This is a genomic window from Trueperella bialowiezensis (assembly GCF_900637955.1).
GTDB classification, from domain to species: Bacteria; Actinomycetota; Actinomycetes; order Actinomycetales; family Actinomycetaceae; genus Trueperella; species Trueperella bialowiezensis.
In genome coordinates this window covers 507,884-525,679 of the sequence record NZ_LR134476.1, presented here as the reverse complement: position 1 = coordinate 525,679, position 17,796 = coordinate 507,884, and the positions used below count along the sequence as shown (strand labels likewise).

General features: G+C 61.4%; 12 protein-coding genes. 7 read left to right on the top strand and 5 right to left on the bottom strand.

The window, feature by feature from the left end; all coding sequences use genetic code 11:
* Nucleotides 1-34: 34 nt before the first annotated feature.
* Nucleotides 35-727 carry an exonuclease domain-containing protein gene (locus EL234_RS02385; RefSeq protein ID WP_126415963.1) on the bottom strand — a complete coding sequence of 231 codons (693 nt, stop codon included), beginning with the start codon at nucleotides 725-727 and terminating at the stop codon, nucleotides 35-37.
* Between the two features lie 158 nt (nucleotides 728-885).
* Between EL234_RS02385 and EL234_RS02380 the strand changes: the two genes are divergently transcribed.
* From EL234_RS02380 to EL234_RS02370, 3 genes are all read left to right on the top strand, one after another.
* Complete coding sequence (locus tag EL234_RS02380; protein ID WP_126415962.1) at nucleotides 886-1,995, top strand: GuaB3 family IMP dehydrogenase-related protein; 1,110 nt, start codon at nucleotides 886-888, stop codon at nucleotides 1,993-1,995.
* Nucleotides 1,996-2,106: 111 nt separating this feature from the next.
* Entirely contained in the window at nucleotides 2,107-3,492 is a 1,386-nt protein-coding gene (locus EL234_RS02375) for a class II fumarate hydratase (protein ID WP_126415961.1), read from the top strand.
* Nucleotides 3,493-3,818: 326 nt separating this feature from the next.
* Nucleotides 3,819-4,505 (top strand): ribulose-phosphate 3-epimerase, encoded by a 687-nt coding sequence (locus tag EL234_RS02370; RefSeq protein ID WP_197718454.1) that lies wholly within the window; start codon nucleotides 3,819-3,821, stop codon nucleotides 4,503-4,505.
* 1 nt (nucleotide 4,506) lies between these two features.
* On the opposite strand, the gene EL234_RS02365 is transcribed toward EL234_RS02370, so the two are convergent.
* Entirely contained in the window at nucleotides 4,507-4,938 is a 432-nt protein-coding gene (locus EL234_RS02365; RefSeq protein ID WP_126415960.1) for a GNAT family N-acetyltransferase, read from the bottom strand.
* Nucleotides 4,939-4,973: 35 nt separating this feature from the next.
* Nucleotides 4,974-5,591: a TetR/AcrR family transcriptional regulator gene (locus EL234_RS02360; RefSeq protein WP_126415959.1), complete on the bottom strand. Its 618-nt coding sequence runs from the start codon at nucleotides 5,589-5,591 to the stop codon at nucleotides 4,974-4,976.
* Nucleotides 5,592-5,785: 194 nt separating this feature from the next.
* On the opposite strand from EL234_RS02360, the gene EL234_RS02355 reads away from it, so the two are divergent.
* Nucleotides 5,786-10,387 (top strand): acyl-CoA dehydratase activase-related protein, encoded by a 4,602-nt coding sequence (locus EL234_RS02355; RefSeq protein WP_126415958.1) that lies wholly within the window; start codon nucleotides 5,786-5,788, stop codon nucleotides 10,385-10,387.
* A gap of 214 nt (nucleotides 10,388-10,601) precedes the next feature.
* On the opposite strand, the gene EL234_RS02350 is transcribed toward EL234_RS02355, so the two are convergent.
* Together EL234_RS02350 and pta are read right to left on the bottom strand one after the other, a co-directional pair.
* Nucleotides 10,602-11,774 (bottom strand): acetate/propionate family kinase, encoded by a 1,173-nt coding sequence (locus EL234_RS02350; RefSeq protein WP_126415957.1) that lies wholly within the window; start codon nucleotides 11,772-11,774, stop codon nucleotides 10,602-10,604.
* Between the two features lie 80 nt (nucleotides 11,775-11,854).
* Complete coding sequence (pta, locus tag EL234_RS02345) at nucleotides 11,855-13,486, bottom strand: phosphate acetyltransferase (protein ID WP_126415956.1); 1,632 nt, start codon at nucleotides 13,484-13,486, stop codon at nucleotides 11,855-11,857.
* A gap of 154 nt (nucleotides 13,487-13,640) precedes the next feature.
* On the opposite strand from pta, the gene EL234_RS02340 reads away from it, so the two are divergent.
* From EL234_RS02340 to EL234_RS02330, 3 genes are all read left to right on the top strand, one after another.
* Complete coding sequence (locus tag EL234_RS02340; RefSeq protein ID WP_164712297.1) at nucleotides 13,641-14,594, top strand: pseudouridine synthase; 954 nt, start codon at nucleotides 13,641-13,643, stop codon at nucleotides 14,592-14,594.
* Between the two features lie 82 nt (nucleotides 14,595-14,676).
* Nucleotides 14,677-16,233 carry a glutamine-hydrolyzing GMP synthase gene (gene guaA, locus EL234_RS02335; protein ID WP_126417220.1) on the top strand — a complete coding sequence of 519 codons (1,557 nt, stop codon included), beginning with the start codon at nucleotides 14,677-14,679 and terminating at the stop codon, nucleotides 16,231-16,233.
* A gap of 68 nt (nucleotides 16,234-16,301) precedes the next feature.
* A complete protein-coding gene (locus tag EL234_RS02330) occupies nucleotides 16,302-17,750 on the top strand; it encodes an alpha/beta hydrolase domain-containing protein (protein WP_126415954.1) in 1,449 nt (482 codons plus the stop codon).
* Nucleotides 17,751-17,796: the final 46 nt, after the last annotated feature.

The following is a 17,796-nucleotide window of genomic DNA, read 5'->3' as shown; positions in this document are numbered from 1 at the left end:
ATAAAACGCCGCCCCCACCGCGACCTGACGGCTCTCATTGGACTGTGGCAACGGGCCACCCGCGCGGTTCATTTGCCGCCCGGCGGTAGCGCCGAGAAATAAAGTCCTGAAACTCGTTGTAGGCCACGCGCTGATTGGCGTCGAGCACGTCGAGCGGCATCTCGGCTAGTTGCGGATACTGCTCCAAGATCGCGTCCAGGACGCGCAGGGTCATCCGCACGTCGCCCTCGGCTTCGTGGAATGTTTCGTCGGCAGGCACCTCGTAGTGGGCGGCAAGGTGGGCGAGCGTGCGCTTGCCACGCCGGTAGCGGTCCACGTGCCGGTCCAAGAAATACGGGTCAACAACGGGGTAGACCCGCCCGCCAAGGCGATCTTCAAGCGTAGCGATACCGTGGCGGCGCAGTTCGTTTTCGAGCAACGTGAAATCGTAGGACGCGTTATAGGCGACCACCGGATTGCCACCTGCCATGTGGTGCTCCAAGATGTCCGCAATTTCGGAGAGCACTTTCTCCGCCGGCTCGCCGTCGCGCTGGGCGATCTCCGTGGTCACACCGTGAATGGCGGCGGCACCCTCGGGGATCTCCACGCCCGGATCGGCCAGCCACGTGTAGCGTTCTTCGGTTTCGCCGTCGTCGATAATAATCGCGGCCGTGACGATGCGATCGGCGAGGACGTTAACGCCCGTCGTCTCCGTGTCGAATCCGGCGCGTGGCAGGGTGGTCCACATGTCATCTCCTTTTTAGTTGCCTACCAGCATATGCCGATTTGGCGGGCGTATGCGAAGTTGCAGCACCTGCGAGCAACTACGGGAACGACCGTGGGGAAAATCGTGGCGGGGCAATTGTGATGGGGAAGTCGGACGGCGGGAAGCGGTAGAGTGGCAGCGTGAGCGAAATTGATATTGGACGCGGCAAACGCGCACGAGTGGGCTATTCCTTCGACGACATTTCGGTGGTGCCCTCACGGCGCACTCGGGATGCCGCGGACGTGTCAATCTCTTGGCAGCTCGACGCCTCCCTACTCGACATCCCCATCCTGTCCGCCCCGATGGATTCGGTGACCTCGCCGCATACCGCAATTAAGATCGGTGAGCTTGGGGGAGTGGGCGTGCTCGACCTAGAAGGCCTGTGGACGCGCTACGAGGATCCTGAGCCGTTGTTCGAGCAGATCGCCGCCGAGCCTGCCGCTACTGCGACTGCGCTCATGCAAAAGATTTACCGGGAGCCGATCAAGCCGGAGCTCATTGTTGAACGCCTGGCGCAGATTCGGGCCTCCGGGCAGCTGGTGGCCGGCGCGCTTTCGCCGCAGCGCACGCAAGAACACTGGCGTACCGTAGTCAACGCTGGTGTCGACCTATTCGTTATCCGGGGCACCACCGTGTCCGCCGAACACGTGTCGTCGAACCGCGAGCCGCTCAACCTGAAGCGCTTCATTTACGAGCTCGACGTGCCGGTTGTGGTGGGCGGCGCGGCGTCGTACACGGCGGCACTGCACCTCATGCGCACGGGCGCGGCAGGCGTTTTGGCCGGGTTTGGCGGCGGGGCGACGACGGCGAACCGGCGCACAGTCGGCGTCGCGGTTCCGATGGCAACGACGGTGGCCGACGTCGCCGCTGCTCGGCGCGAATACATGGACGAAACCGGCGGGAGGTACGTGCACGTCATCGCCGACGGGCAGGTATCCACGTCGGGTGATCTGGTAAAGGCGATTGCCTGCGGCGCCGACGGCGTCATGCTCGGCACCGCGCTGGCCAGGTCCACGGAAGCACCTGGGCGCGGATACCACTGGGGTGCCGAGGTCTACCACAAAGACTTACCGCGCGGCGAGCGCGTGGAAGTCGGCTCGGTCGCCAACCTGGAGACGATCATTAACGGCCCGTCCACATCCGCGAACGGACTGACGAACTTCACCGGCGCGCTCCGGCACGCAATGGCGATGACCGGCTATTCGGATCTGAAAGAGTTCCAGCGCGTGCTCGTCTCCGTCGGCGTATAACGAGTACATAGTCTTCTTGCCGATGGCTGAACCTGCGCGTGGAGGCTAGAACGAGTGGGCTGAGCATGGTAAAAACGAGGTACAGACACTATCAGGTCTCAAAGGAGAGTTATGACTGAGTACCGGATCGAACACGACACGATGGGCGAAGTGAAAGTGCCCAAGGACGCCCTCTACCGGGCACAGACCCAGCGGGCCGTGGAGAACTTCCCGATTTCTGGTAAGAGGCTCGAACCACCGCATATTCACGCACTCGCACAGATCAAGCGTGCGGCCGCGATCGCGAACAACGAACTCGGCGTGATTTCGGATGAGCGGAAGGATGCGATTGTTGCTGCTGCCGACGAGGTGATCTCCGGCAAGCATGACGATCATTTCCCGATTGACGTGTTCCAGACCGGCTCGGGCACGTCGTCGAACATGAACATGAACGAGGTGATCGCAACACTCGCCTCAACTGACGAACTTGAGATCCACCCCAACGATCACGTGAACGCCTCGCAGTCGTCGAACGATGTGTTCCCGTCGTCGATCCACATCGCGGCGCTGGCTGCTCTGCGGGAGAACCTCTACCCGAAGATGGAAGTTCTTCTTGCTTCCCTCGAGGCGAAGGCTGACGAGTGGAAGGACGTGGTTAAGGCGGGCCGCACCCATCTCATGGATGCCACGCCGATCACCCTGGGTCAGGAGTTTTCCGGCTACGCTCAGCAGATCCGCTACGGCATCGAGCGGGTGAAGGACACGGAAAAGCGGCTGGCCGAACTGCCCTTGGGTGGCACGGCCGTGGGTACCGGTATCAACACGCCGGAGGGCTTCTCGCAGCGTGTGATCGAGCTGATCGCGGAGAACACGGGTCTGCCGTTCGTGGAGGCAGCCAACCACTTTGAAGCGCAGGCGGCGCAGGACTCGCTGGTGGAGACCTCGGGTGCGCTACGCGTGGTTGCTGTTTCTTTGGTGAAGATCGCGAACGACCTGCGCTGGATGGGCTCTGGCCCGCGCGCCGGCATCGGCGAACTGCACCTGCCCGATCTGCAGCCGGGCTCGTCGATCATGCCGGGCAAGGTCAACCCGGTGGTTCCGGAAGCGGCCGTCATGGTTGCCGCTCAGGTAATCGGCAACGATTCTGCGATCGCGTTTGCGGGTGCTCAGGGCAACTTCGACCTGCTCGTCATGCTCCCTGTGATGGCACAGAACCTGCTCGAATCGATCAACATTCTGGGCAACATGTGTGAGGTACTCGCCACCAAGACCATCGACGGCGCGGAGGCGAACCGCGAGCGCGCGCTCGAACTTGCCGAGTCCTCGCCGTCGATCGTGACTCCACTGAACCGGCACATCGGCTACGAGAACGCGGCGAAGATCGCCAAGCACTCGGTGGCCGAGAACATCACGGTCAAGGAAGCCGCCCTCGATCTCGGATTCGTTGAGCGCGGGGAGATCGACGAGGAGACCCTGACGAAGGCACTCGACGTGACCACGATGGTAGGCGACTACTAAGAACCTGTGAGCTGGCTTATCGGCCAGTGGCTAGCTGGTGATCTGCCAGCTACAAGCTGGTGAAAAGCTGGCGGACTGTAAGCGGGGGCGAACGCGGTGGCGTTCGCCCCCGCCCCTTCGTTTCTGCTTATTTAGCAGTAATGGGGGACTCGAGGGCTCCCAACCCTTTCATTTCTGCTTATTTAGCAATAATGGCGAGGACCACGGCAATAACGCCGGGCACCACAGCAACAATGCGGGGCGGCTCGTCTGTTAAACGCGGCCAAGGCTAGAACCTGCCGTGATAGGTTAAGGGGACGGCAAAATTAACTGATCGAGGTGGACCAGTGATTCTCAATCTTCCTTCGCTAGCTAACTGTGACCTGATGGAATTGCCTGAGCAGGTCGATGAGCTTGTGGCAGCTGGCGTGACGATGTTCCATATTGACCTGATGGACGGCCACTACGTGCCAAACCTGTGCTTCCCCGTCAGGGTGATCTCCGATATTAAGCAACGGCATCCGCACGTCCAGTTTGATGCTCACATGATGGTGGACAATCCGGCGGATTACATCGATGAGTTAGCTGACGCGGGCGCCACGCACATGGCGTTTCATGCGGATGCGACGTCGTTCGCTGTGCGCACGCTGAGTGCTTGCAAGAAGCGCGGAATGGGTGCGGGTGTGGCGATCAATCCGTCGATGCCCATCGACATCATTCGCCCGTATGTGCACCTTCTTGATTACGTCATTCTTATGACGGTGGAGCCGGGCTTTTCCGGGCAGCCTTTCCTTGATGGCTCGCTCGAACGTCTTTCGGAGCTGTCGGCTCTGCGTGCGGAAACCGGAAGTGATTTCAAGATTGAGATCGACGGCGGCGTGACCCCTGAGCTTGCTCCGGAGCTTGTTAAGCGGGGTGCAGACTGGCTGGTCACGGGTATCTATGTGACGTTCAATCACCCGGAAGGTATCACCGCGGCCGTGAAGAAGTTTGCCGACCAGATGGAGCAGGCCGAGCGCGAGTTCCGCAGCTAGGCTAGTCCGTCTTCGTGTAGCGGTAGACGTTGGTGTCGCGCCGTTCGAAGCCTGCACGCTGGTAGAGCCGGTTCGCAGCTTCGCGTGCCGGGCGGGAGGTGAGGTCGACTGTCTTCGCTCCGCGCTTGGCCGCCAGTTCGAGTGCTGCTTCCACGAGCTGCATGCCTGCGCCTTGCCCGCGTGCTGCGCTATCAACGACGACGTCCTCGATCCACGCACGTGTACCCGTGGGGATGGTGAATGTGACGAGGGTGAGCATGCCTTGAATCTTGCCGGCGTCGTCTTTGTAGAGGATGAGGTCAGAGGCTTCTTGGCTGAGCAGCTCGTCGATCTCTTCTTCCACCATCGGCGTGGTCGACGTCGAGAGTTGGGGGATGAGCCTTGCGAAGGCTTCCTCGAGTTCTGGCGTTGCGAAGCTAGCGAGTTCAATCATGGCGTTCCTTCCGCGTTGTGCTAACGAAGTAGATTCTACGGGGAAACGTTGGTTTGCGGGAGTTTACCGAATAGGACGGCGTCGACGAGCGGGCCGTAAATGTTGGCGACTTGCTCGCGGGGAAGGGATGCTAAGGGTTCGCGGGCGAAAACGTAGCGTGCCGAGCACAGGCCGATGACCTGGCCGAAGGCGAGTTCGGCGCGTAGTTTCGCGTTCGAGACGGGCAGTTTGGCGGCCATGGGTTCGAGCATTTCGTTGACCACCCACGAAGAGAACATCTCGAACGTGGATTCTGAGGATAGAAGCGTGGAAATATAGATTTTCGCGTAGGAGGGGACGGTGGATTCTTCCCAGAGTTTGAGGACGGCGAGGCATACGCGTTTGCCGACGCCGGGGCGCCCGTCGCCGAAAGCTTCGTGGATGACTTCGATGGGGTCGTGGGGAAGGGACATCGCCTCGCGGAAGAGCCCGGCTTTGCCGCCGAAGTAGTAGTTGATGAGCCCGGCGTCGCAGTCTGCTTTGGCTGCGATTTCACGGAGTGTGACGGCGGAGAATTCTTTTTTCGTAAACAGTTCGCGACCGGCTTCGATGAGCCTGTTGCGGACTTCGCCGCGCCTGCCCGCGGGCCCTCGGGTTTCTGTTGTGCGTGTCATGTTCCTCCCTGAAGCAAGACTAATTTCAACGCCGCTGAAACTTTAGGGCAAAAGTCCTAGTGAGTTTACCGCCTTAGGTCAGCGGTTTCGTCGTTTAGCAGAACTAATTTCACTGCCATTGAAATTGATATCTTGACTGGTTACGGTCTAACTATTGGTCACGACCATCTTCTTTGGCAGTGTGGGGGTATCGGATGGTGTATCGATTAGGGATTGACGTCGGGTCGACGACAGTCAAGGCAGTGTTGCTCGACGGCGAGGACATCGTTTTCGAAGACTATCGGCGCCACCATGCCGACGTGCGTGCGGAGCTTGCCAAACTGCTGTCCGATATCGCGTTCGAGCATCCCGGTATTGATGTGAGTGCCGCGGTGACGGGCTCGGGTGGTATGGCTGTTGCCAACGTGCTCGACATCCCGTTCGTGCAAGAGGTCATCGCGGAAACCGAGGCCACCCGCCGCGCTTACCCGGACACCGACGTCATCATCGAACTCGGCGGCGAGGATGCCAAGCTCACCTACCTCAAGCCCACCCCTGAACAGCGCATGAATGGTACGTGTGCGGGAGGCACGGGCGCCTTCATCGACCAAATGGCCTCCCTGCTCAACACCGACGCCGCCGGGCTGAACGAACTGGCCAAGAATTACGAAACGATTTACCCGATCGCCTCCCGCTGTGGAGTGTTTGCTAAGACGGACGTCCAGCCGCTGCTCAATCAAGGTGCGGCGCACGAAGACCTCGCAGCGTCCATCTTCCAGTCGGTGGCAACGCAGACGGTGGCTGGCCTTGCGAACGGCCGTCCGATCCGCGGCAATGTTATGTTCCTCGGCGGTCCGTTGCACTTCCTGCCCGAACTGCGTAAAGCTTACGAGCGCATTCTCGACAAGGTCGAATCCTACGTTACTCCCGAGCGCGCACAGCTCTACGTTGCAATTGGTGCTGCCATGCTCGCTGACGAAAACAACGTTAAACAACTCGACACGATGGCGACCACCCTGCGCGAGGCAGGCAACGCCGGGATCGAGACGAACCGGCTTCGTCCGCTTTTTGAAAACGACGCCGAACGCGCCGAGTTTTACGCCCGCCACGACAAGGCGAGGGTGGAGTCCGTGCCGACGTCGGAGGCTCGCGGTGATTGCTTCCTCGGTATTGATGCCGGGTCGACGACGATCAAGGCCGTCGTCATTGATGAAGACGACCGCATTGTGTTCACGCACTACGCTTCGAATGAGGGCGATCCGGTGAACGCGGCGGTGGAGATCGTCACGCGCATCCAAAACGAGCTACCTGACACGGCGCGAATCGTGCGCTCGTGCTCGACCGGCTACGGCGAAGGTATTGTGCAGTCCGCGATTGGTGTGGACGAGGGCGAGATCGAAACGATGGCTCACTTCCGCGCGGCCGAGTACTTGCAGCCGGGCGTCACGTCCGTCATTGATATTGGCGGCCAGGACATGAAGTACCTGCGGATTAAGAACGGCGTGGTCGATTCGATCTCCGTCAACGAGGCTTGCTCCTCGGGCTGTGGATCGTTCCTGCAGACCTTTGCCGCGGGCATGAATACCGACGTGCAGAGCTTCGCGAAGGCCGCCACCGAATCCACTGCGCCGGTGGACCTCGGCACCCGCTGCACCGTGTTCATGAACTCCTCGGTCAAGCAGGCGCAGAAGGAAGGCGCGAGCGTGGCCGACATTTCCGCAGGCCTGTCCTACTCCGTGGTTCGCAACGCGCTGTACAAGGTCATCAAGCTCAAGGATGCGGACGAGCTCGGCGACCACGTCGTCGTCCAAGGCGGAACGTTCTTGAACGACGCCGTTTTGCGGGCTTTCGAACTGCTGACCGGCCGGGAAGTAGTCCGGCCTAACATTGCCGGACTCATGGGCGCTTTCGGAGCGGCGCTCACGGCCAAGCGGCACTACAAGCCGGACGAAGTGGATCAGGCCCGTCCGTCGTCGTTGCTCACCGTCGAAGAGCTTGATGGGCTGACGGTGGAAACCGAGCTGAAGACCTGCCGTCTGTGCCAAAACCACTGCAACATGACGATCTCGAAGTTTTCCACCGGTGAGCGGCACGTGTCGGGTAACCGGTGTGAGCGTGGGGCGTCGCTGGAACGCGTGCCGGCGAAGTCGCCGATCCCGAACATGTACGAGTGGAAGTACAAGCGTATTTTCGGCTACCGCCGCTTGCGTGAAGCCGACGCCGAACGCGGCGATATCGGCATCCCGCGCGTGCTCAACATGTACGAGGACTATCCGTTCTGGTTCACGGTACTGACCAAGCTCAAGTTCCGGGTGATGATTTCGGGGCGCTCGAACCACGCCCTATTCGAGGACGGCATGGAATCCATCCCGTCTGAAAACGTGTGCTATCCGGCCAAGCTCGCCCACGGACACATTGAATCGCTGCTGAGCAAGGGGATCAAGACGATCTTCTACCCGTGCGTGTCCTACTCTGAAGAGACGACGAGCGGGCAAGACAACAACTTTAACTGCCCGATTGTGGCCACCTATCCCGAGGTCATCCGCAACAATATGGAACGGCTGACGGAGGAGAAGGCGACGTTCATTTCGCCGTTCCTCTCGCTGTCGAACCGTGAAATCTTGCCGAGGCGAATTGCCGAAACCTTCGCGGATTGGGGCGTGACCGAAGAAGAAGCCCGGGAGGCCTGTGAGGCCGGCTGGGAGGAAATGGCGGCCGTGCGCGCCGAAGTCAAAGCCAAGGGGCAAGAGGCGCTCGACTACATTCGCGAGAACAACATCAAGGGCGTGGTGCTCGCCGGGCGGCCCTACCACCTTGATCCGGAGATCAACCACGGTATCCCCGAGCTCATCGTGGGGCTGGGAACGGCGGTACTGACGGAGGACGCCGTCGTCGAAAACAAACTCGAACGCCCGTTGCGCGTGCGCGACCAGTGGTCGTACCATTCGCGACTCTACGAGGCGGCCGCCACCGCCGGTGATGATCCGGACCTGCAGCTTGTGCAACTTGTGTCGTTCGGGTGTGGTCTGGATGCAATTACCGCCGATCAGGTGCAGGAAATCTTGGAGGGCAGGGGAGACGTCTACACCTCGCTCAAGATCGACGAAATCTCCAACTTGGGCGCGGCGCGTATTCGGCTGCGGTCGCTGGCTGCTGCCGTTGACGAACGAGCGGAACGGATGGGTATGGACACCCCGCCCGAGTCAGAAGAAGTGCTCACCTATCCGGCGCAGTTGGATGCGCAGGCCGACGGCGATGGGCGCAGGCGCCGCAACGCGATCGCGCCGTCGCAGGCCGGAATGGTGGAATACAAGAAGGCCGGGCATATTTACGAACCCGTGCCGTTTACCAAGCAGATGCGCGAGGACGGCTACACGATCCTCGTGCCGCAGATGGCGCCGATCCACTTCCGGTTGCTCATGCCGGTGCTCCGCCGTGGCGGCTATAACGTGAAGCTGCTGGAAAAGACGACGAAGGAAAACATTGAGACCGGGCTGAAGTACGTCAATAACGATTCGTGTTATCCGGCCATCGTGGTGATCGGGCAGCTCATCGACGAATTCGTGGCTGGGCGCGCCGATCCAGACCGCACGGCAGTTGCGATCACGCAGACCGGTGGGATGTGTCGCGCCACGAACTATGCGGGGCTTTTGCGCAAGGGGTTGCGCGACGCCGGATACAGCCAGGTGCCAGTGATCGCGGTGTCTGCGCAGGGGTTGGAAGACAATCCGGGCTTCGAGTTCACGATTCCGATGCTGCACCGTGCGATCCAGGCGGTGACGCTTGGTGATCTTTTGCAGAAGGTGCTGCTGCGCACGCGCCCCTATCAGATCGACGGCAACGTGGTGGCGCTCTACGAAAAGTGGGACCTCGTTGTCCGGGAGTTCTTCGAATACAAGGGCTATTCGCCCACGCTCGGGCGCAAGATTGGGTTCCACGCGCTGATCAAAGAGATCACCCGCGAGTTCGACACGGTTCCGTTGCAGGATATTCCGCGCAAGCCACGAGTGGGCATGGTGGGCGAGATCCTTGTGCAATACCATCCGGATGCGAATAACGACGCGGTTGGCGTGATTGAAGCTGAAGGGTGTGAGGCTGAGCTGCCGAGCTTGGCGCAGTTCTTCCACAACTCGCTGGTGACTGCCGACTGGAAGTATGAGACGCTCGGATCGCTGACGAACAGGCAGCGCAAGCTCAACAATCTTGCGCTGTGGGTGCTCCAGCAATACGAGAAGCCCTACCGCCGGGCGCTTGAAAAATCGGAGCGGTTCACGGCCGGGCCGACCATCCAAGAGCTGGCTGAGAAGGTTCAGGAGATCGCCCAGCTTGGCAACCAGGCCGGTGAAGGCTGGTATCTGACTGCCGACATGATGGACATGATCGAAAACGGGACGCCCAATATTATTTGTGCTCAGCCGTTCGCCTGCCTGCCCAACCACGTGGTGGGTAAGGGCATGTTCCGTGCGCTGCGCCAGAAGTACCCGCAGGCCAACATCACCGCGATCGACTACGATCCGGGTGCCTCCGAGGTTAACCAGCTCAACCGGATCAAGCTCATGATCTCCACCGCGTTCATCAACCATAAGGAAGGCGAGCAGAAGCTTGATCTCACCGGGGACGTGGATCTGGATCTGACCGATCCGAGCGAATACGACCCTTCAGAACTGCAGGGCGGCATGCTCGGCGGCGGTTGTGGCTGTGGGTGTGCAGGCGGAGGTGTTCCTGCGGGCGCCGGTTCTGCGGGTGCCGGCCAGTCCACCAAGGTGGGGCTCGGCATGCCGCGAATTAGGGTAGGCGCGCCGTCGGATGCGCGCTAAGAACGTAACGCTTTGCGTTCCGGGGGTATCTGTTTCGTTCGCGGGGTAGACAAATCGCCGGATTTGGTACCCCCGGAAGTGAACGTGTACCCCGGGAACTGTGAAAAGCACGAGTTCAACATAAGGGTGCCCGGCAGATCGGTTCGATCTGCCGGGCACCGCTTGCAATCAGCTAAGACCTCAGCCTAGAGCAGCATTCGGCGCATACCGCAGCCTAGAGGAGGGCCACCGCCTGCTGGGCAATGGAGAGCTCTTCGTTGGTCGGCACAACCATGACCTTGACGGTCGAGTCCTCGGTCGAGATCACGCGAGGCTCCTTCGAGCGCGTGTTGTTCTTCTCCTCGTCAAGCTTGATGCCGAAGGGCTCCAGGCGCTTGATCACCGAGGCGCGGGTCGAGTTGTCGTTCTCGCCAATGCCGGCGGTGAACGTGATGACATCCAGCCCGCCCATCACCGCGGAGTAGGCGCCGATGTAGTGCAGTAGGCGATGTACGTACACTTCGAGTGCTTCAATGGCGTTCTCATCGCCCTTGCCAGCAAGTTCGTTGACGTTGCGCATGTCGTTGTCGCCAGCCAAGCCCTTCATGCCGGACTTCTTGTTGAACAGCGTGTCGATCTCATCAATCGACATGCCACCCACGCGGGCCAGGTGGAACACGGCCGCCGGGTCGATGTCGCCGGTACGGGTACCCATAACCAGGCCTTCGAGAGGGGTCAAGCCCATCGATGTGTCAACAGCCTTGCCGTTCTTGACGGCAGACACCGAAGCGCCGTTTCCGAGGTGGAGCACGATCTGCTTGAGGTCATCGCGGCCGAGAATGTCCGAGACCTTCTGCGAGACGAACATGTGCGAGGTGCCGTGAGCGCCGTAGCGGCGGATCTGGTATTTCTCTGCCGTCTCGCGATCCAGAGCATAGGTGGCCGACTCGTTGGGCAGGCTCTGGAAGAACGCGGTGTCAAACACGGCCACGTTCGGCACGTCGAACAGTTCGCGAGCAACTTCAATACCTTTGAGGTTGGCCGGGTTGTGCAGCGGTGCCAGCGGCGCGAGTTCTTCGATGAGCGCCTGGACCTCGTCGTCGATGATGGCGGCCTTGCTGAAATGATTACCGCCCTGGACGACGCGGTGGCCAACAGCCTGCACTCCCGCGTCTGCGAGCTTGGGCCCGACGTCGTTGAACATGTCGATGACGAGGCGCAGGCCTTCGCCGTGGTCAGCGATCGGCTGGTTCAGCTCGGTGGTCTCGCCGTTGTAGTCGTGCTCGAGGTGGCTGGTTTCTTCACCAATGCGTTCCACGAGGCCGGAAGCAATCGATTCGCCCGACTCGGGGTTCACGAGCTGGTACTTGATCGACGACGATCCGGAATTAATAACCAGTACTGTCACTGGGGTCTCCTATCCTGTTTCTGTGTGCGCCCGGGCGGCTCCTGTGCCGCCCGGGCTACTCCTTGTAATTGACGACGAACCTAGCTTTGCGCCTGGATCGCGGTGATAGCCACCGTGTTGACGATGTCTTCGACGAGCGCACCACGCGACAGGTCGTTGACCGGCTTGTTCAGCCCCTGCAGCACGGGCCCGACGGCGACGGCACCAGCCGAACGCTGCACGGCCTTGTAGCCGATGTTGCCCGAGTTGAGCTCGGGGAAGATGAACACGGTCGCCCGGCCAGCAACTTCCGAACCGGGGAGCTTCTTCGCGGCGACCTTCGGTTCGACTGCGGCGTCGTACTGGATCGGGCCTTCGATCGGAAGATCGGGTGCCATCTCCTTGGCCAGCTTGGTGGCTTCGATGACGGCGTCGACGTCCGGGCCCGCACCGGAGGAGCCGGTGGAGTACGAGAGCATGGCAACCCGCGGGTCGACGCCGAACTGTACGGCGGTCTCTGCGGAGGAGACGGCGATGCCGGCCAGCTGCTCCGGGTTCGGGTTCGTGGTCACGGCGCAGTCGCCGTACACGTATACGCGGTCTTCCATGAGCATGAGGAAGCACGAGGAGACCAGTTTGGCACCCGGCTTGGTCTTGATGATCTGGAAGGACGGCACGATAGTGTTCGCAGTGGTGTTGACGGCGCCGGAGACCATGCCGTCGGCATCGCCCATGTGAACCATCATCGTGGCGAAGTAGGAAAGATCCTTGAGCGTTTCGACCGCCTTGTCGTAGGTGACGCCCTTCTTCTCGCGCAGGCGGGCGAACTCGGTGGCGTACTTGGCGATCCGCTCCGGGTCGTCAGCAGAGACGATCTCGGCCTTGGAAAGGTCAAGCCCGAGGTCAGCTGCACGCGAACGCACCTCGTCGGCGTCGCCAACCAAGATGATGTCGGCAACCTCGCGGGCGATCAGCTCGTCGGCTGCGCGCAAAATTCGTTCGTCGGAGGACTCCGGCAGCACGATCCGCTTGCGGTCAGCGCGCGCCCGTGCGATGAGAGACGACTGGAAGCTCAGCGGCGTGACGACGGGCGAACCGTGCTCCATCGCGCCGCGGATAATATCCCGGTCGCGATCTTCAAGTTTCACTTCCTCGTCGTCGTAGAAGTAGATGATCGGCGTGTGGTCGCCTTCTGGGCCGTGAGCGGCGGCGAGCTTGCGATCCGCATGCGTGACGGCAATAGCCGAAATCGGCGCGTTCTCGTTCTGGATTTCCATTGCGGCCAGGTGCGAGGTGTCGACGATCTGGTTCGGGGTGCGCATCGCACCGGAGAACACCGTGAACACGGACGTGCCGAGGTTCGCTGCGGCGCGGCCGGTACGTGCGAGGAAGCCGGGGTTGACCGGATCGCCGTCGAGCAGGCCGAGGATCACGACGGCGTCGAAATCGTGAGCGTAATCCGTGTAGCGCTTGACGAGGTCTGTCATCGCGGCGTCTTCGTCTGCGACGTAGGCCTGGCGCGTGGTGCCCCAAGCGCGCTCGAGGTCGTCGCTGCGGCCAACCAACTCGAGGAGGTCAATAAATTCTTGATCGGCGGTAATGGGGCCGTTTGTGAAGGCCCGGAAAAGGCCAAGGTTCGGATAGTCGTTCTTGAGCTGTTCGATCACGACACGGGCAACGGCGCGCGTGCCGGCATTCCCTTCTGCTGCTGTGAAGTAGACGCTCTTGGTCATGTCATCCTCTCTGATACTGATACGTGAGCGGGTGTAATCCCGTTCACTAATACAGTCTAATAGTCCCACGTTTTGGCTCGCTCGGTGGTGAAGTTGGAAATAATGCCAAGAAATGGGCACGAATGGGCTAGATTTTCTGGGCGAAGGAGGTCTCATGAGTCGACGACGTCCGCGTTCTCAGCGCCGTTCAGAGTATCAGCGTGCGGTGCGCCCGGCATTTCGCCATGGGATTAATGCCACGCCGGTGACGCTGCCGGAAGCAGATTTTGGCACGCTCGGCGAGTGGGCGGAGGATCGTTTTGGTGCCGAGGGTGCTCGGGCTTTCGACCGCGGGGACGTGTTCTACGACTTTTCCGTGCCCGCGAACGCCGCCGACCCGTATCGCCCTGGACAGCGCGTGTGGCTGTTCCGCCCGGTCCCGGACGAGCCCGCCGAGCCGATCATCCTCGACGTCGTCCACCGCGGCCCGCGCTTCATGGTCGTTGACAAGCCGCACGGGATCGCCACGATTCCGCGGGGGATGTACGTGGCGAAATCGGTGACGATAGCCGCACGTCGGCAGTTTTCGAACGACGACGTCGTCGCCGCTCACCGCCTAGATGCGGAAACCGCCGGACTCGTGTTGCTGACCGGAGAGCCACGCTGGCGCGGGGCCTATCAGGACATGTTCGCCAAGCGGGCGGTGACGAAGGTGTACGTGGCGGTGGCGCCCGTTATTGACCTAGGCGGCGGCGAGGACGGCTGGCTGACCGTTGACCTGCGCTTGGAGCGCGAACCGGGGGCGCTCGCGGTGTCGGTGGTAGATGGTGAGCCGAACGCGCGCACGCACATCCGGCTGGCGCGCGAGCTCGGCGACGGGCTGGCGCTCTACGAGCTACGCCCGATCTCGGGCAGGCTGCACCAGCTGCGCGCGACGATGAACCATCTCGGCGCGCCGATTGTTGGCGACCCGCTGTACCCGACGGTGCTGTCGTTGGAAGAGACCGCCGCGCGCGATCTTCCCACCCAGCTACTTGCCACCGAGTTGGCATTCACCGATCCCGTGGACGGCAGCCATGTACACGTGCGGACCCGGCGCCGCCTGGCGCTCGCGCCCGATATTCCGTAGGCCAAGACGTCAATTGCGCGGAACACGCAGCTAGCGCTTTTTGTGAGCCGCACGGGCGCGGTAGGATCGGGGCGTGAGTGAAATTCGCCCTGTACTTGTGATTGATAACGGCGCGCAGAACGCGCAGCTCATCGCCCGGCGCGTGCGTGACGCGGGCTATTACTCGGAGCTCGTGCCGCATTCGTGGCCGGCTGAAAAGATTTTGGCTAAGGAGCCGCTGGCGCTCATCCTGTCTGGCGGGCCGGCGTCCGTCTACGCCCCGGGCGCGCCGCAGCTGGACCGCGCTTTGCTCGAGGCCGGAATCCCCGTGCTGGGCATCTGCTACGGCTTCCAACAGATGACGCACGTGCTCGGCGGCACGGTGGAAGAAACCGGCAAGCAGGAATACGGGCAGACGGGCGTACAGACCGTTGCCGATTCGCTCGTCACCGGTGCGGCCGGGCAGAACGTGAACGTGTGGATGAGCCACGGCGATTCGGTGACTGCCGCGCCCGAGGGTTTTACCGTCACAGCCACGAGCCCAGGCGCGAAGGTGGCCGCGTTCGAGAACCGCCAGGCACGGCTGTTTGGCGTGCAGTGGCATCCGGAGGCGAAGCATTCTGAGGCAGGCCAAGAGCAGATCGTGGCGTTCTTGCGCGATGGCGCGGGGCTGGAGCCGAACTGGTCGGCGTCGTCGGTCATTGACGAGCAGATAGCGAAAATCCGAAAGCAGGTGGGGGATAAGCACGCGATCGTCGGGCTGTCTGGCGGCGTCGATTCCTCGGTAGCCGCCGCCCTCGTTCACCGGGCGATTGGCGATCAGCTGACTGCCGTGTTTGTTGACCATGGCTTGCTGCGCAAGGGCGAAGTCGAGCAGGTGGTACGTGATTATGCGGGCGCTCGCGGCATGCGTATCCTCGCCGTCGACGAATCTGAACGCTTTCTTTCCGCGCTCGCCGGGGTGACCGACCCGGAGGAAAAGCGCAAGATTATCGGCCGGGAGTTTATTCGCTCCTTCGAGGCGGCGCAGCGCAAGCTCGTCGAGGAGGCGGGCGCCGAGGGCAAGGACATCAAGTTCCTCGTGCAGGGAACGCTCTATCCCGACGTCGTAGAGTCCGGTGGCGGAGACGGCACGGCGAACATTAAGTCGCACCACAACGTGGGCGGACTGCCGGACGATCTTGAGTTTGAGCTGATCGAGCCGCTGCGTGACCTGTTTAAGGACGAGGTGCGGGCGATTGGCGAAGAACTGGGCCTCGGTCCGAAGTTGGTGTGGCGCCAGCCGTTCCCAGGGCCGGGTCTGGGAATCCGGATCGTCGGCGAGATCACCCGCGAGCGCCTCGACATTTTGCGTGAGGCGGATGCGATCGTACGCGAGGAGTTGAGCGCGGCAGGGCTCGACCGTGAGATTTGGCAGTGCCCGGTGGTGCTGCTGGCAGACGTGCGCTCGGTGGGCGTGCAAGGCGATGGGCGCACCTACGGGCATCCGATCGTGTTGCGCCCGGTGAGCTCGGAAGATGCGATGAGCGCGGACTGGTCGCGCATTCCTTACGATCTGCTGGCGAAGATTTCGAACCGGATCACCAATGAGGTTAAGGACATCAACCGGGTGGTGCTCGACGTGACGAGCAAGCCGCCGGGCACCATCGAGTGGGAGTAATCGATTCCCTGCTCTGTGTTCTTGAGGTTCTCGCCGAGAGCCTGCCCGTGTTTGCCTAGGAAGTAGAGATGTCACAAACTGTGCTTGAATCAATACGTCAAGTCCCGGAGGTTGACGGCCCAATACCGGTGACCGCCACGAGCCATCCGTTTTGCTCGATGGCTCACGCCAAGCAGCCGCTCGACTTGGCGGCGGCGGGCTACACCGAGGAAGAGTATTTCATCTCGGGTACCGCGAACGTCTACGAGGGCCAAAGCGAGCTCGCCGTCAAGTACCGCGAGCAGCCGTATACGACGCGCATCATGGTGCGCAAGCCTGCTGCGGAGAAGTTTTCGGGGCGGGTGTACATCGACATCTATAACGCATCGAACGGCTACGACATCGAGGACGTGTGGCGGCGCTCGTACGAGTACTACATGGCAGGCGGACACGTGTATGTTGGCGTCACGGCCAAGCCGATCAACGTCGTCTCGCTCAAGAAGTTCGATCCCGAGCGCTACGCAAGCCTGCGCTGGGATGGCCAAAAACCAGCGCCGCTTCCGAAGAAAGTCAACCCGCTCAAGTCGATCAAGGGCATGGAAGAAGGTCTGGTGTGGGATATTCTTTCCCAGCTGGGCTACATGGTGAAAGGCAACCGGGCGAGCTTCCTTGCCGATTACGACGTGACCGAGCTGTACTTGACTGGCCAGTCGCAGTCGGGCGTCTACCTCAACACCTACGCGTATTTCTTCCACAGGTACGTGCGCGATATTTACGACGGCTTCCTGACGGTCGTGGGCGCGGGGCGGATGCGCGACCTGCGGCAAAACGAACGCCTGATCACGCTGGCTGGCATACGTGACCAGCTCATCGCAGACAGCGAGGTGCCGTTCATTCTTGTGTCGGCACACGGGGACATCAATCTATTCCGTTCCAAACTGGAGATCCTCCGTGAGCTTGGCGCGGATCGCAGCAAGATTCGCCACTACGAGATGGCTTCGGCGCCGCACACCGATCCGACGTCGCCGCTCATCCCGGACAACAGGGAAGTGGAAAAGACGGGCAACAGGCCGCGGCTGCTCGATGGCGACTACGACTTCGAGGTCAACTCGATCAAACTGGCCTACTACGTGAACGCGGCTCTCGAGCACCTTCACGAGTGGGCGGTGAACGGCGTGGAGCCACCGGCGTCGCTGCTCATCGAGCGCGACGACGACGGCGATCCGCTTAGCGACGAGCACGGCAACGGCGTGGGCGGTTTGCGCAGCCCGTACGTGGACGTGCCGATTGCCACCTATCGCCCCAACGAGGAGACGAAGCTGAGCAAGATCGGCTTCGAGCTCGGCGTGAATGGATCGATGGAATATTTCGACGGGCCGACACTTGCCAAGCTTTACGCGAGTAAAGATGATTACTTGACTCGCTTCGCCGCGGCGGTGGACCAGCAGGTGGCTGACGGTTGGCTGTTGCCGGCAGACGCTCAGCGAATGGTGGACTGGTCGCGCCAGGTGGCCGACGAGCTCGACTTTCCTGCGTAATACACCGGAGCGTGTAGCGCCCGGATTGCGACGCCGAATCCGTGCA